Source organism: Clostridium muellerianum, from assembly GCF_012926525.1.
In the GTDB taxonomy this organism is placed as follows: Bacteria; Bacillota; Clostridia; order Clostridiales; family Clostridiaceae; genus Clostridium_AM; species Clostridium_AM muellerianum.
In genome coordinates, this window is record NZ_JABBNI010000065.1 from 115,082 (window position 1) to 129,434 (window position 14,353).

Consider the following 14,353-nt stretch of genomic DNA (forward strand, 5'->3'; position numbering starts at 1 on the left):
AAATTCCTTCCTAGGGATATTAACATAATTAAATGCTATTAATTAATAATTTTGTTTATGAAGGAGATTGTAAGTATGGGTCAAATAATTAAAGGAAAGCCAGTTGCAGATGCGATAAGCTCAGTGTTAACTAAAGAAGTAGAAGAATTAAAGGCTAAGGGTATTACTCCAAAACTTACTATAGTAAGGGTTGGAGCAAACGGAAGTGACCTTGCTTATGAGAGAGGAGCTCTTAAAAGATGTGCTTCAATAGGAATAGATACAGAAGTTAAAGAGCTTCCAGAAAACATAGTACAAGACGATTTCATAGCAGAACTTAAAAAAGTAAATGAAGATAAAACTACTAATGGTATATTAATCTTTAGGCCATTCCCAAAACAACTAGACGAAAGTGTTATTAAATATATAATCGCACCGGAGAAAGATGTTGATTGTTTTAGCCCTGTAAACGTTGCTAAATTAATGGAAAAAGATGAAACTGGTTTTGCACCTTGTACTCCATCTGCAGTAATTGAAATATTGAAATATTATGATATACCTATGAAGGGTAAAAATGCTGTAGTAATAGGAAGATCCATGGTTGTAGGAAAGCCAGTGTCAATGTTGCTTTTAAATGAAAATGCAACAGTTACTATATGTCATTCAAGAACTCAAGATATGCCTTCTGTAACTTCCAAAGCTGATATAGTAGTGGTTGGAATTGGTAAAGCAAAAATGATAGATTCTAAGTATATTGGAAGTGGATCTGTAGTTATAGATGTTGGTATAAATGTAGATGAAAAAGGTAATTTATGTGGGGATGCAGATACTGATAGCTGCATAGAAAAAGCGTCCATGATAACTCCAGTTCCAGCGGGAGTAGGTTCAGTTACAACTTCAATACTTGCTAAGCATGTGGTAAAAGCATGTAAGTTGCAAAATAATCTAGTATAAGCATTTGTTAAGATGGGGGAATAAGAATGATTATTTCAGAGAAAAAGCCTTTTGAAGAGGTACTAGGATATCTTAAAGATAGTAAGAAAGTAATATTAACAGGTTGTTCTTTATGTGCTTCCACTTGTAAAGTAGGTGGAGAAGAAGAAGTATTGGAAATGAAAGCTAAGTTAGAGGAAAATGGTAAAACAGTTTTAGGATATAAAATACTGGATCCTTCCTGTAATTTATTAAAAACTAGGAAAGATTTAAAAGCTCTAAAGGAAGAGTTAAAAGAGGCTGATGCAGTTTTATCCATGGCCTGTGGTGATGGGACTCAAACAGTTGCAAAACTTTTAAAGGTTCCTGTGTATCCAGCTAATAATACATCATTTATAGGTGAGATAGAGAGAGTTGGGCAGTACAAGGAAGCTTGTAGAGCTTGCGGAAATTGTCAACTTGGATGGTCTGGTGGAATATGTCCAATAACAATGTGTGCTAAAGGACTTTTAAATGGACCTTGTGGTGGAGCAAGAGATGGAAAATGTGAAGTTGATCCAGAAAATGATTGTGCATGGATCTTGATATACAACAAACTAAAAGAGCTTAATAAACTTGATAATTTACTAGATATTAAAGAACCAAGGGATTATCGAGTTGATGCTCATCCAAGAAAAGTAGATTTAAGAGATAAGGAATAATTCTAAGGGGGATTAAAAATGAGCCTATTGAAAGAAGCTTTCGAAAGAGGAGAATTTGCAATAACAGCAGAAATGGCTCCTCCAAAAGGTATAGATCTTTCTCATTTGATAGAATGTGCTAAAGCAATAAAAGGAAGAGCACATGGAGTTAATGTTACAGATTTTCAGTCTGCTACATTAAAAGCTACTTCTTTAGCAACATGTAAGGTGTTAAAGGATGCAGGATTAGAGCCTGTTCTTCAAATAACAGGAAGAGATAGAAATAGAATAGCAATTCAAGGGGAACTTTTATCAGCAGGGGTATTTGGAATCGAAAATGTACTAGCTCTTACAGGAGATTATACAATGACAGGAGATCATCCAGGAGCTAAACCAGTTTATGATTTAGACAGTGTAGGAATACTTAATGTAGCAAGCACTATAGCACAAGGAAAAGATATGGCAGGTAATGACTTAAATGGTACACCTGAATTTTATTTAGGAGCTTGTGTAACCCCAAGATATGATCCTTTAGAATTACAAATTTTAAAAATGGACAAGAAAATAAAAGCTGGTGCTAAATTTTTTCAGACACAAGCTGTATATGATATAGAGACTTTGAAAATGTTTAGAGAAAAAACTAAACATTTAGATGCTAAACTTATGGTGGGTATAATTCCATTAAAGTCAGCAGGTATGGCTAAATATATGAATAAAAATGTTCCGGGAATATTTGTTCCAGATGAATTAATTGAAAGAATGAAGGGTGCGGAAAACAAAGTTCAGGAAGGAATAAAAATATCTGGAGAGTTTATAAAGAAGGTAAAAGATGAAGGACTTTGTGATGGAGTTCATATAATGGCAATTGGTGCGGAGGAAAATGTGCCATTAATTTTAGATCAGGCAGGATTATAAAATCGAAGGGGCGATTATAAATGAAAATAGTTGTTATTGGTGGGGGACCAGGCGGATATGTAGCTGCACTTAAAGCTGCACTTTTAGGAGCAGATGTTACTGTAATTGAAAAGGGTAAAGTAGGCGGAACTTGTCTAAATGTAGGATGTATACCTACAAAAGCACTACTTGCTTGTTCAGACGTATTAAATACAGTAAAAGAAGCTAAAAAATTTGGTATTAATTTTGAAGCTGATGTAAAAGCTGATTTTGCAGCTATAATGGAAAGAAAAGAAAAGGTTGTTACTAACCTTGTAAAGGGAATTGAGTACTTATTTGAAAGCAAGGGAGTAAAACTTGTAAGGGGATCAGGAAGATTAGTAAGTAATAAAGAAGTTGAAGTTACAAAGGAAGATGGAACAAAGGAAAGTATATCAGCTGACAAGATAATTCTTTCCACAGGTTCTGTACCAGTAGTTCCAAGATTCCTTCCTTACGATGGAAAAAATGTAATGACTTCTGATGAAGTTTTAAATCTTAAAGAACAACCAAAATCAATGATTATTGTTGGTGGAGGTGTAATAGGTTGTGAAATAGGACAGTTCTTAAATAGACTTGGAACTGAAGTTAAAATAGTAGAAATGTTACCACAATTATTACCACTTGAAGATGAAGATACAGCAAAAATACTTCAAAGAAGCTTTAAGCAAGGTAAGTTAAAGTTCTTTGTAGGTGATGGTATTTCAACTGTAGAAGTTGGAGATAGTAATGTAGTTGCAACTCTACAAAGTGGCAAAAAAGTGGAAGCAGAAAAGATGCTTGTAGCTATTGGTAGAAGACCATATACTGATGGTCTTGGATTAGAAGAGCTAGGAATACAGACTGATAGGGGTAAGGTAATAGTTAATGAGTATTTAGAAACTAATATAGATGGAATTTATGCTATAGGTGATTTAACTATAAGTCCTGATTTAGCTCATGTAGCTTCAAGGCAGGGGATTGTAGCTGTAGAAAATGCTATATTAGACAAAAAGAAGAAAATGAGCTATAAAGCTGTACCGGGTTGTGTATTTACAGAACCAGAAGTTGCTTCTGTTGGTATGAAAGAAAAACAAGCTAAAGAAGCTGGAATTAATTATAAAGTAGGAAAGTTCGATTTCAGAGGATTAGGAAAAGCTCAAGCTATGGGTAAATTACAGGGATTTGTAAAAGTAATTACAGATGAAAAAGATGTAATTATTGGAGCAGCTATAATAGGAGAGCGTGCAGCAGATATGCTTGGTGAATTAACAGTAGCTTGTGAATTTGGCTTAACAGCAGAACAGGTAGGAGAGGTAATTCATCCACATCCAACTTTATGTGAAGGAATTATGGAAGCACTTCATGATGTTCATAAACAATCTGTTCATTCAGTAGAGTAAAGAATGGGGGGTAGCCCCTATACATGACAATAGAAGGAGGTTATACAATGGCATATAAAATAGCTGTAGCAGGAAAAGGTGGAACTGGTAAAACTACATTAACAGGATTATTAATAGATTATCTTGTAAAAAAGGGAGAAAGTCCAATATTAGCTGTAGATGCTGATGCAAATGCTAATTTAAATGAAGTTTTAGGTGAAGAAGTAGAAGAAACTATAGGGGATATAAAAGAAGATGTAAACCAAAAGTCACTTGAGGGAAATAAGTTTCCAGGCGGCATGTTAAAAGCTGATTACTTAAAATACAAATTAAATACATCCATAACTGAAGGTGATGGCTATGACATGATTGTAATGGGAAGATCTCAAGGGCCTGGATGCTATTGTTATGTAAATGGGGTGTTAAAGGCTCAAATAGATTCTTTAGCTGCAAACTATAAATATATAATTATAGATAATGAAGCTGGAATGGAGCATTTAAGTAGAAAGCTAGTTGAGAATATTGATACATTATTTTTAATCAGCGACTGTTCTAGAAGAGGTATTCAAGCTGTAGGAAGAATAAGAAGATTAGTCGATGAATTGAAATTAAAAGTAGGCCAAATTTTTCTTATAGTTAATAGAGCTCCAGAAGGTAAAATAAATGATGGAACCAGGGAGGAAATAGAAAAGCAAGACCTAAATTTAATAGGCGTTGTACCTATGGATTCTACCATTTATGAATATGATACAAATGGGAAACCTCTAGTAGATATGCCAGAGGAATCCCAATCTAAAAAAGCATTATATGATATTTTATCAAAAATCCAATTTAATAAATAATTTAAGGAGGCATTAAGTTATGTTCAAAAAGTCAGTACAGAAATTTTCAGGAAAGATTTGTGAAGTAGAAATTGGAACAGGTGAAAAAGCTATAAAATTAGGAGGAGAAAATGTTCTTCCTTTCTATTCTTTTGATGGAAATACAGGAAACGCTCCTAAATTAGGTATGGATATTACAGATGATGTAGAAGGCTGGCCAAAGACAGTATTAGAGCTTTATAAAGATGTATGTAATGATCCAGTTGCTTGGGCAAAGCATATTGAAGAAAAATATGCTCCTGATTTTATCTGTTTAAAATTAGATTCAGCAGATCCAAATGGAAAAGACAATTCAGTTGAAGAGTGTGCTAAAACAGCAAAGGCAGTGGTAGAAGCTATAAAAACTCCTCTTGTTGTAGCAGGCACAGGAAATCATGATAAAGATGCTAAGTTATTTGAAAAAATTGCTCAAGAATTAGATGGACACAATGTTCTTCTTTTATCAGCAGTAGAGGATAACTATAAAACTATAGCAGCAGCAGGTGCTATGGCTTATAATCATAAGATTGGTGCAGAATCATCTGTTGACATAAACCTTGCAAAACAAATAAACATATTAGTAAATCAATTAGGGGTTCCTAATGAAAAGATAGTTGATAACGTAGGCTGTTCAGCAGCAGGGTATGGATATGAATATGTTATTTCAACATTAGATAGAGTTAGACTTGCAGCTTTAGGACAAGATGATAAAACATTACAGGTTCCTATAATTACACCAGTTGCATTTGAAACTTGGAAAGTAAAAGAATCCATTGATGAAGAAACATGGGAGAACTTAGAAGAAAGAGGAATTTCTATGGAAGTTTCAACTGCCGCAGGTGTTTTAGCTTCAGGATCAAACGCAGTAATTTTACGTCATCCAAAATCATTAGAGACTATTAAAAAATTTGTAAATGAATTATTAGCTTAATGTAAATTTAAATTTTATACTGGGATTTAAATAAGGGAGGATTAAAAATGGCTTTAAAAGGATTAGATATATTTAAATTAACACCAAAAAAGAATTGTAAAGATTGTGGATTTCCAACTTGTTTGGCATTTTCAATGAAGGTTGCAGCAGGAGCTGTAGAAATAGGAAAATGTCCACATATGAGTTCTGAATCTTTGGAAAAATTATCAGAAGCTACAGCACCATTAATGAAAACTGTAACAATAGGTAAAGGTGATAGTGAGTATAAATTAGGCGGAGAAACTGTTATGTTCCGTCATGAGAAAACATTAGTAAATAGAAATAGATTTGCAGTTTTATTGAGTGACTCTATGGATGATGCTGAAATAGATACTAAAATTGCACATATGAAAGAAGTTGACTATGTAAGAATAGGCGAAGATATGAAGGTTGAATTTGCAGCATTAAAATATGCTGGAAATAAGGATAAGTATATCGCTTTAATTAACAAAGTAAAAGCAAGTGGCTTAAAGGTTGCTTATGCATTAATTTGTGAAGATGCTAGTGTTGCTAAAGAAGCTTTAGATTTAGTTAAAGATGAAAATCCATTAGTATATGGTGCTAATAAAGAGAACTATGCTGCTTTTGTTGAGTTAGTAAAAGCAGATAACCTAGCACTAGGAGTAAAAGCTGAAAGCTTAGAAGCATTATATGCTTTAGTTGAAGAAATACACAAACTAGGATATAAGAACTTAGTTCTTGATCCAGGTTCAGCTTCAATAAAAGAAGCTTTTGAAAATACAGTTCAAATAAGAAGAATAAATATTCAAGATCAAGACAGAGTATTTGGTTATCCTTCAATATTATTTGTAGATGAACTTTCAAAAGGTGATAAGTTCATGGAAGTAGCATTATCTACATTATTTACAATGAAATATGGTTCATTAATAGTTTTAAGTGATATGGATTATGTTAGAGCATTACCTCTATATGGAGTAAGACAAAACATATTCACAGATCCTCAGAAACCAATGAGAGTTGAACCAGGTATCTATGGATTTAATGGTGCAGATGAAAATTCACCAGTAATATGTACTGTTGATTTTGCATTAACTTACTTTATAGTAACTGGAGAAGTTGAAAGATCTAAGATGCCAGTTTGGATGCTAATTCCAGATGCAGGCGGATACTCAGTTCTTACTTCTTGGGCCGCTGGTAAATTTACTTCAACTGTTATTGCAGATTTTGTAAAGGAATCAGGAATAGAAAGCAAGACTAAGTGCAGAAAACTTATACTTCCAGGAAAAGTTGCTGTTTTAAAAGGCGATTTGGAAGAGAAATTACCAGGTTGGGATGTTACAGTTGGAACAACAGAAGCTATGTTTATTCCTAAGTTCTTAAAAGAGTTAAACATTAAATAATAAAAGTATTCGAGTTTGTAATTGAGAATCGAGTTTTATCTTGATTCTCAATTATAAATAATATAAAATTTTATTTTTTTAAAAATTAATGATATAAAACAGGGGGTCATTTGAAAATGGATAAATTTATGGTTATTGGTGAAAGAATACACTGCATATCTCCAGCTATCAGAAAGGCTATAGAAGAAAGAAACCCAGAACAAATTTTAAAAAGAGCAAAAGAACAATTAGACGCAGGTGCTAATTATTTGGATTTCAACATAGGACCAGCTGAAAAAGATGGAGAAGAAATAATGAAATGGGGAGTTCAATTACTTCAAAAAGAATTTGACAATGTTCCTCTTGCATTGGATACAACAAATAAGAAAGCAATAGAAGCTGGACTTAAAGTTTACAATAGAGAAAAAGGAAAACCAATTGTAAATTCAGCTGATGCTGCTGGTAGAATTGAAAATATAGATTTAGCTGCAGAATATGATGCTATGTGTATTGCATTATGTGCAAAAGAAGGTATAACTAAGGATAACGATGAAAGAATAGCTTATTGTACAGAAATGCTTGAAAGAGGAATGGGTCTTGGAATGGAGCCAACAGATTTATTATTTGATCCATTATTCCTAGTAATAAAAGGAATGCAAGATAAGCAAAAAGAAGTTTTAGAAGCTATTAAGCTTATAAGTGAAATGGGACTTAGAACTTGCTGTGGATTAAGTAATGTTTCAAATAGTGCACCAAAGAATATAAGACCAATAATGGATTCTACTTATGCAGCAATGGCTATACAATGCGGATTAACTTCAGCTATAATGAATCCATGTGACTTAAGATTAATGGAAACAATAAAAACATGTGACGTTGTAAACGGAGCTGTTTTATATGCTGATTCTTATTTAGAACTTTAATATTATATAAACTTTAATTTTATATAGGTTTTAATTTTATATAGATTTTAATTTGGGGAGGGGCAAAAAATGAATTTATATCAAACTGTATTCACTGGGTCAAAACAAGCATTAGAAGCTGCCGAGGGTTTAGTCAAAGAAGTTGTAGAAAAGAAGGGTAAAGACTGTAAGGTAGCATTTCCTGATACAGCATATTCATTACCAGTAATTTATGCTGCTACAGGTAAAAAAATTACAAATGTTGGAGAACTAGAAGCTGCTTTAGATGTAGTTAAAAGTTTAATAGTTGAAGAAGAAATGCTAGATAAATTATTGAATTCTGGTCTTGCTACAGCAGTGGCAGCAGAAATAATTGAAGCTTGTAAGTATGTACTTTCAGATTCACCATATTCTGCACCTTGTTCAGGATTTATATCAGACCCAATAATCAGATCGTTTGGAGTACCATTAGTTACTGGTGATGTTCCAGGTGTGGCAGTTGTACTTGGAGAATTCCCAGATGCTGAAACTGCAGCAAAAGTAATAAAAGATTACCAATCAAAAGGATTGCTTACTTGCTTAGTTGGTAAAGTAATAGATCAAGCTATAGAGGGTAAAGTTGAGATGGGTCTTGATCTAAGAGTTGTACCTCTTGGATATGATGTTACTTCAGTAATTCATATTGTAAGTTTTGCTATAAGAGCAGCTTTAATATTCGGAGCAGTTAAGCCTGGTGATTTAGGTGCAGTTCTTCAGTATTGTTCTGACAGAGTTCCTGCATTTGTAAATGCATTTGGTCCACTAAGTGAACTTGTAGTTTCAGCAGGAGCTGGTGCAATAGCACTTGGATTCCCTGTAATAACTGATCAGGTTGTACCAGAAGTTCCTACATTATTATTAACTCAAAAAGACTATGATAAAGTAGTTAAGACTTCTCTTGAAGCAAGAAAGATAAAGATAAAGATTACTGAAATTCCAATTCCAGTTGCATTTGCAGCAGCATTTGAAGGTGAGAGAATAAGAAAAGGTGATATGCATATCGAATTTGGTGCTGGAAAGACTGAAGCTTGGGAATTAGTAATGAGTGGAGACTCAAGTGAAGTTGAAGATCATAAGATAGAAGTAGTAGGACCAGACATCGATTCTTTAACAGAAGTTCCAGGAAGATTACCTATGGGAATGTTAGTTAAGGTATCTGGTGCTAACATGCAAAAAGATTTTGAACCAGTTCTAGAAAGAAGACTTCATTACTTCTTGAACTATATTGAAGGTGTAATGCATGTTGGACAAAGAAATATGACTCAATTAAGAATTGGTAAAGAAGCTTTTGATAAAGGATTTAGATTAAAACATTTTGGTGAAGTAATATATGCTAAAATGTTAGATGAATTTGGTTCAGTTGTTGATAAATGTGAAGTTGTATTAATTACAGATCCTGATAAAGTTCATGATTTAAAAGAGAAATATGCGATGCCAAGATTTATGGAAAGAGATGAAAGACTTGAATCATTAATAGATGAAAATGTTGATACTTTCTATTCATGTAATCTTTGTCAATCTTTCGCTCCAGCACATGTATGTATAGTAACTCCAGAAAGATTAGGACTTTGTGGTGCAGTTTCATGGCTTGATGCAAAAGCAACACTTGAATTAAATCCAACAGGACCATGTCAAGCAGTACCAAAAGATGGTTTAGTAGATGAAAATGCAGGTATCTGGGAAAAAGTAAATGAAACAGTTTCGAAAATATCTCAGGGTGCTGTAAATAATGTTACATTATATAGTATATTACAAGATCCTATGACATCTTGCGGATGTTTTGAATGTATAACTGGTATAATGCCAGAAGCTAATGGTGTTGTAATAGTAAATAGAGAACACGGAGCAACAACTCCTCTTGGAATGACATTTGGTGAACTTGCATCAATGACAGGTGGTGGAGTACAAACACCAGGATTCATGGGACATGGTAGATCATTTATTCCATCAAAGAAATTTATGAAAGCTGAAGGTGGAATAGGAAGAATAGTATGGATGCCAAAAGAATTAAAAGATTTTGTAGCAGAAAAATTAAATAAAACTGCTAAAGAATTATATGGTGTAGACAATTTTGCAGATATGATTTGTGATGAAACTATAGCTATAGAATCAGAAGAAGTATTAGCATTCTTAGAAGAAAAAGGTCATCCAGCATTAACTATGGATCCAATAATGTAGTAAAAGTTTAAACATTGCATTTATCCGATGGCTACCTACTGTACACTCCTCATTTTATTAGAGTGTGAGGTAACAGTGGCTATGCCCTGGATAATTCATCTAAACTTATCGGAAGACTAAACTTCTACTAAGTAAGATTCATTGATTAGGATGCCAGGATGTCATAATGTTGGCAACCTGGTATCCTAATTTCTAATTAGGATATAATAAAATTAGAAAAAAGAGGTGTAGTAAATGAATTTTCCAGAGAATTTATATTATAGTGATGAGCATACATGGGTTAAAGTAGATGGAGATACAGCGTTTATAGGAATAAGTGACTTTGCACAGAGTCAGCTTGGTGAAATATTATTTGTTGAAATGCCAGAGTTAGAAGATGAAATAACTCAAGGTAAGCCATTTGGAGTAGTTGAATCTTCAAAAAAAGCATCTGATTTAATAGCTCCTCTATCTGGTGAAGTATTAGAAGTAAATGAGAAATTAGATGATGAGCCAGAGTATATAAATGAAGATGCTTATGATGCATGGATAGCAAAAATTAAGATAAGTGATAAAGGTGAACTTGATAATTTATTAAGTGCTTCAAAATACGAGGCAGGCTTAAAGTAGGAAGAACTTCTCGGTTTTTTAGCCGAGAAAGTTTTTTTTAAGGAGGTGTTTGCAGAATATGGCAAAAATTAAATTTGTTCCATATAATAAAGAAATAGAAGTGCAACAAGGAGAAAATTTACTAGAAGCAGCTAGGAAAGCAGAAATATTTATAGATGCACCCTGTAATGGAAATAGTGTTTGTGGAAAATGCAAGGTTAAAATAGTTGAAGGAAACGTAAATGCAGAAAAAAATAGGCATATAAGTGATGATGAGTGGAATGAAGGCTACGTTTTAGCGTGTTCTTCAAGTGTTATTGGAGATATTACAGTAGAAATACCATCAAATGCTTCAGCTTCTATGCATAATATGAAAATAGAAGGTTTGTCAGGAGATAGAGAAAATAAGATATTTGAAAAGGCAAAAAGACAAATTTTAGATAGGGGTATGGAATTTAAAACTTATGTAAAAAAAGATTATATAGAGTTAGATCTTCCAACTTTAAATGATAATATATCGGATTTTGAGAGAATAAAGAGACATTTAAGAAATAAGTTAGGCTATAATCAAGTATTTTGCAGACTTCCTATGCTTAGAAAAATACCTCCAATTTTAAGAGAAGCTAATTTTAATATAACTATAACGCATATACCAAGAGGACAAGGTAAAACTACAATAATTAATATAGAAAAAGGAGATACAACAAATAAATTATATGGTGTATCTTTAGATATTGGAACTACATCTGTAGCTGCATGTTTAGTTGACTTATATGGAGGAAACCTTATAGCAAAAGCATCTTCTGGAAATGCGCAAATAAAGTATGGTGCAGATGTTATTAACAGAATAATTTATTCTACAAAAAAGAACGGACTGCATGATTTAAATTATGCAGTAATACAAGAAACCATAAATCCAATTTTAAGAAAAATGTGTAAGGATTCAGGTGTACATAGGGATGAAATAGTGTCCCTTATAATAGCCGGAAATACAACTATGTCTCATTTATTTTTAGGAGTTTATCCAGATTTTTTAAGAATGGAACCATACATACCGGCGTTTGTTAAACCTCCTTTTATAAAAGCTTCAGAATTAGGAGTAGAAGTCAATCCTGAAACTTTTGTATATTTAGCACCTTGTGTGGCAAGTTATGTTGGTGGAGATATAACGGCAGGAGTATTATCATCAGGAATGTGGGATGCTGATGAAAATGTGCTTTTTATTGATTTAGGAACAAATGGAGAGATTGTTTTTGGAAACAAGGAATTTTTAATGACTTGTGCTTGTTCTGCAGGACCTGCTTTTGAAGGTGGAGAAATTAGCTGTGGAATGAGAGCTTCAAACGGTGCTATAGAAAAGATTACTATAGATAGAAAGAGTTATGAACCTAAAATTACTGTAATAGGGAATGATAAACCTTCAGGAATTTGTGGATCTGGAATCATTGATTTAATATGTGAAATGATGCTTTCGGGAATAATAGATAGAAAAGGTAAAATAGTGAAAAATTTAAATACAAATAGAACTAGATTTGACGAACATGGCATTGGTGAATATGTACTTGTATTTAAAGAAGAATATAATTTGGAAAAGAATATAACAATCACAGAGGTTGATATAGATAATTTTATAAGAGCTAAAGCGGCTATTTATTCAGGTATTACTATGCTTTTAAATAATCTTGGAATGGATTTTTCAATGATAGATAAAATTTATATAGCAGGTGGAATAGGCAATAGCTTAGACATTGAAAATTCAGTGAAAATAGGTATGTTACCTGATATAGATAGATCTAAAATTGAATATATAGGAAATAGTTCATTAATGGGATGTTATTTAACTCTAATGAGTGAGGATGCTAGACATAAATTAGAAGAAATATCAAATAATATGACTTATGTAGAGTTGAGTGTGGAACCTGGGTATATGGATGAGTTTGTATCAGCATGTTTTTTGCCTCACACTGATATAGAAAAATTTCCTACAGTGAAAGCTTTAATTTCTAAGTAAGGCATCTTCAAAAAATAATAAGTCTATCTACTAGTATATTTTGTATCATGCGGTGTCAGCAGAACCCTTAGATAGAGTTCACTATCTGCGGAACCTGATTCCTTGCCTGACGCAAAATATCCTTGGCATTTGGACTTATTACTTTCTTTCAGATGCCTAAAGAAAACTTGATATATTTTATAAAAAGAGTATATTTAAATTAAGAAGGAGGTAATTAAAATGTGTGAATCAACAGCGTACTTAATTACACCAGAAGGTGAAAGAAAAATAATGGACTATGTGGTAGAAATAATTCCGCAAGCAAATGGTAAGTTATTTTTATCAGATATATTAGGAGAAGAAAAAATAATAGAAGGAATGTTAAAAGAAGTTAAACTATTGGATCATAAAATTATGATAGAAAAAGTTAACTAAAAAATTTCATATACAAGGGGAGGTGGGCAATTATGGATAATAACAATCACGAACATCAACATGAGCACATTCATGAGCATACACATGAACATGATGGATATGAACATACACATGAACACAGTCATGAACATACTCATAATGAAGTAGAAGGTCATGAACAAATTCATGAACATGAGCACACACATGATCATCATGTACATGATCATAATCATTCTCATGAAATATCAGCAGATGGTGAATTAAATTTAAATAAAGAAGAAAAAACTCTAAAAATTTTATTAGATCATTGGGTTGAACATAATAAATCTCATGAAGTCGGTTTCAAAGATTGGATTGAAAAATCAAGGATTATGGGGAAAGTGGAAACTGCAGAGTTTATACAAAAGGCAGTAGAAGCCATGGAAAAGGCAAATGAAATGCTTATAAAAGCTAAGGAAAATATGTAATTTATAAATAACTCACAATATATTGTTTTGTGAGTTATTTATTATACGAGGATGAAAGGGTGAAAGTACGTATGGATAATGCTGCTGTAGAAGAAAAGAGGAAAGATAAAATACCATATGATTATAATAAAAGTATACTAAAAAACTTTGATCCTAAAGAAATGGCTCAAAATAGTGGATGCAGCTACAATGAGGAAAATGGTGAGTTCATAGTAAAACTTATGGGTGAAAACTTAATTGTAAAGTATCCATGTGGGGATGTTTTAAAGGAGGATGGATCGGAAATAGAGAAATATCCACCCAAAACTCTAGTGTTAAGATATCTCATGAATGCAAAAGGTATAGAACCAACTAATAAAAATATAACATATAGGGATGTAGATGGTGGAAACGTTTATTATAATAATTTTTATGGAAGATGTATTTTAAGATTGTCTAAAACTTTTGGTAATAACATTGACAAGTTTAAAGATGTTTTTGATAAAATTGAGGCAGAAAAAGTAAATATGGGAGATGTAGCTTATAAGTTCCAATTTTTGAATAATATATATGTAACTTTTGCATTGTGGTCTGGAGATGAAGAGTTTAGTCCCTCATCACAAATATTATTTGATTCTAATGTGCCTTTTTATTTTACAGCAGAAGATTTAGCTGTAGTTGGAGATGTTTCAATAGGTACAATTACTAAATTAGCCTATTCTAAATAACTTATCATACAA

Annotated in this window: 14 protein-coding genes; all 14 read left to right on the forward strand. The window is 32.6% G+C overall.

Features of this window, described 5'->3' with window-relative positions; genetic code table 11:
• Positions 1–75 precede the first annotated feature (75 nt).
• The 14 genes from HBE96_RS22740 (at position 76) to HBE96_RS22805 (ending at position 14,341) form a co-directional block, all read left to right on the forward strand.
• On the forward strand, positions 76–933 hold the full coding sequence (locus tag HBE96_RS22740) for a bifunctional 5,10-methylenetetrahydrofolate dehydrogenase/5,10-methenyltetrahydrofolate cyclohydrolase (protein WP_169299985.1): 858 nt from the start codon (positions 76–78) through the stop codon (positions 931–933).
• A gap of 26 nt (positions 934–959) precedes the next feature.
• On the forward strand, positions 960–1,613 hold the full coding sequence (locus tag HBE96_RS22745; RefSeq protein WP_169299986.1) for a methylenetetrahydrofolate reductase C-terminal domain-containing protein: 654 nt from the start codon (positions 960–962) through the stop codon (positions 1,611–1,613).
• An 18-nt stretch (positions 1,614–1,631) separates the two neighbouring features.
• Positions 1,632–2,507 carry a methylenetetrahydrofolate reductase gene (locus HBE96_RS22750; RefSeq protein ID WP_169299987.1) on the forward strand — a complete coding sequence of 292 codons (876 nt, stop codon included), beginning with the start codon at positions 1,632–1,634 and terminating at the stop codon, positions 2,505–2,507.
• A 20-nt stretch (positions 2,508–2,527) separates the two neighbouring features.
• On the forward strand, positions 2,528–3,907 hold the full coding sequence (gene lpdA / locus HBE96_RS22755; protein ID WP_169299988.1) for a dihydrolipoyl dehydrogenase: 1,380 nt from the start codon (positions 2,528–2,530) through the stop codon (positions 3,905–3,907).
• 47 nt (positions 3,908–3,954) lie between these two features.
• Positions 3,955–4,728, forward strand: a complete 774-nt coding sequence (locus HBE96_RS22760) for an ATP-binding protein (protein ID WP_169299989.1) — start codon at positions 3,955–3,957, stop codon at positions 4,726–4,728.
• A 19-nt stretch (positions 4,729–4,747) separates the two neighbouring features.
• Positions 4,748–5,677 carry an acetyl-CoA decarbonylase/synthase complex subunit delta gene (gene acsD, locus HBE96_RS22765; RefSeq protein WP_169299990.1) on the forward strand — a complete coding sequence of 310 codons (930 nt, stop codon included), beginning with the start codon at positions 4,748–4,750 and terminating at the stop codon, positions 5,675–5,677.
• Positions 5,678–5,724: 47 nt separating this feature from the next.
• On the forward strand, positions 5,725–7,077 hold the full coding sequence (gene acsC, locus HBE96_RS22770; RefSeq protein ID WP_169299991.1) for an acetyl-CoA decarbonylase/synthase complex subunit gamma: 1,353 nt from the start codon (positions 5,725–5,727) through the stop codon (positions 7,075–7,077).
• A gap of 116 nt (positions 7,078–7,193) precedes the next feature.
• The gene (acsE, locus tag HBE96_RS22775) at positions 7,194–7,979 is read left to right on the forward strand and encodes a carbon monoxide dehydrogenase/acetyl-CoA synthase methytransferase subunit (RefSeq protein WP_169299992.1); all 786 of its coding nucleotides are present in this window, start codon (positions 7,194–7,196) and stop codon (positions 7,977–7,979) included.
• A gap of 69 nt (positions 7,980–8,048) precedes the next feature.
• Positions 8,049–10,175, forward strand: coding sequence for an acetyl-CoA decarbonylase/synthase complex subunit alpha/beta (gene acsB, locus HBE96_RS22780; RefSeq protein WP_169299993.1), 2,127 nt, complete (start codon positions 8,049–8,051; stop codon positions 10,173–10,175).
• Positions 10,176–10,409: 234 nt separating this feature from the next.
• Positions 10,410–10,784: a glycine cleavage system protein GcvH gene (gcvH, locus tag HBE96_RS22785; RefSeq protein ID WP_169299994.1), complete on the forward strand. Its 375-nt coding sequence runs from the start codon at positions 10,410–10,412 to the stop codon at positions 10,782–10,784.
• 58 nt (positions 10,785–10,842) lie between these two features.
• Positions 10,843–12,774 carry a corrinoid activation/regeneration protein AcsV gene (acsV, locus tag HBE96_RS22790; RefSeq protein ID WP_169299995.1) on the forward strand — a complete coding sequence of 644 codons (1,932 nt, stop codon included), beginning with the start codon at positions 10,843–10,845 and terminating at the stop codon, positions 12,772–12,774.
• 219 nt (positions 12,775–12,993) lie between these two features.
• Positions 12,994–13,188 carry a CooT family nickel-binding protein gene (locus tag HBE96_RS22795; RefSeq protein ID WP_169299996.1) on the forward strand — a complete coding sequence of 65 codons (195 nt, stop codon included), beginning with the start codon at positions 12,994–12,996 and terminating at the stop codon, positions 13,186–13,188.
• A gap of 32 nt (positions 13,189–13,220) precedes the next feature.
• On the forward strand, positions 13,221–13,634 hold the full coding sequence (locus tag HBE96_RS22800; protein ID WP_169299997.1) for a DUF8180 domain-containing protein: 414 nt from the start codon (positions 13,221–13,223) through the stop codon (positions 13,632–13,634).
• Positions 13,635–13,693: 59 nt separating this feature from the next.
• On the forward strand, positions 13,694–14,341 hold the full coding sequence (locus HBE96_RS22805; protein WP_342590218.1) for a DUF3786 domain-containing protein: 648 nt from the start codon (positions 13,694–13,696) through the stop codon (positions 14,339–14,341).
• Positions 14,342–14,353 lie beyond the last annotated feature (12 nt).

Coding starts and splice junctions, on each gene's coding strand:
- HBE96_RS22740 (WP_169299985.1), top strand. CDS start 76: ATGGGTCAAATAATTAAAGGAAAGCCAGTTGCAGATGCGATAAGCTCA.
- HBE96_RS22745 (WP_169299986.1), top strand. CDS start 960: ATGATTATTTCAGAGAAAAAGCCTTTTGAAGAGGTACTAGGATATCTT.
- HBE96_RS22750 (WP_169299987.1), top strand. CDS start 1,632: ATGAGCCTATTGAAAGAAGCTTTCGAAAGAGGAGAATTTGCAATAACA.
- lpdA (WP_169299988.1), top strand. CDS start 2,528: ATGAAAATAGTTGTTATTGGTGGGGGACCAGGCGGATATGTAGCTGCA.
- HBE96_RS22760 (WP_169299989.1), top strand. CDS start 3,955: ATGGCATATAAAATAGCTGTAGCAGGAAAAGGTGGAACTGGTAAAACT.
- acsD (WP_169299990.1), top strand. CDS start 4,748: ATGTTCAAAAAGTCAGTACAGAAATTTTCAGGAAAGATTTGTGAAGTA.
- acsC (WP_169299991.1), top strand. CDS start 5,725: ATGGCTTTAAAAGGATTAGATATATTTAAATTAACACCAAAAAAGAAT.
- acsE (WP_169299992.1), top strand. CDS start 7,194: ATGGATAAATTTATGGTTATTGGTGAAAGAATACACTGCATATCTCCA.
- acsB (WP_169299993.1), top strand. CDS start 8,049: ATGAATTTATATCAAACTGTATTCACTGGGTCAAAACAAGCATTAGAA.
- gcvH (WP_169299994.1), top strand. CDS start 10,410: ATGAATTTTCCAGAGAATTTATATTATAGTGATGAGCATACATGGGTT.
- acsV (WP_169299995.1), top strand. CDS start 10,843: ATGGCAAAAATTAAATTTGTTCCATATAATAAAGAAATAGAAGTGCAA.
- HBE96_RS22795 (WP_169299996.1), top strand. CDS start 12,994: ATGTGTGAATCAACAGCGTACTTAATTACACCAGAAGGTGAAAGAAAA.
- HBE96_RS22800 (WP_169299997.1), top strand. CDS start 13,221: ATGGATAATAACAATCACGAACATCAACATGAGCACATTCATGAGCAT.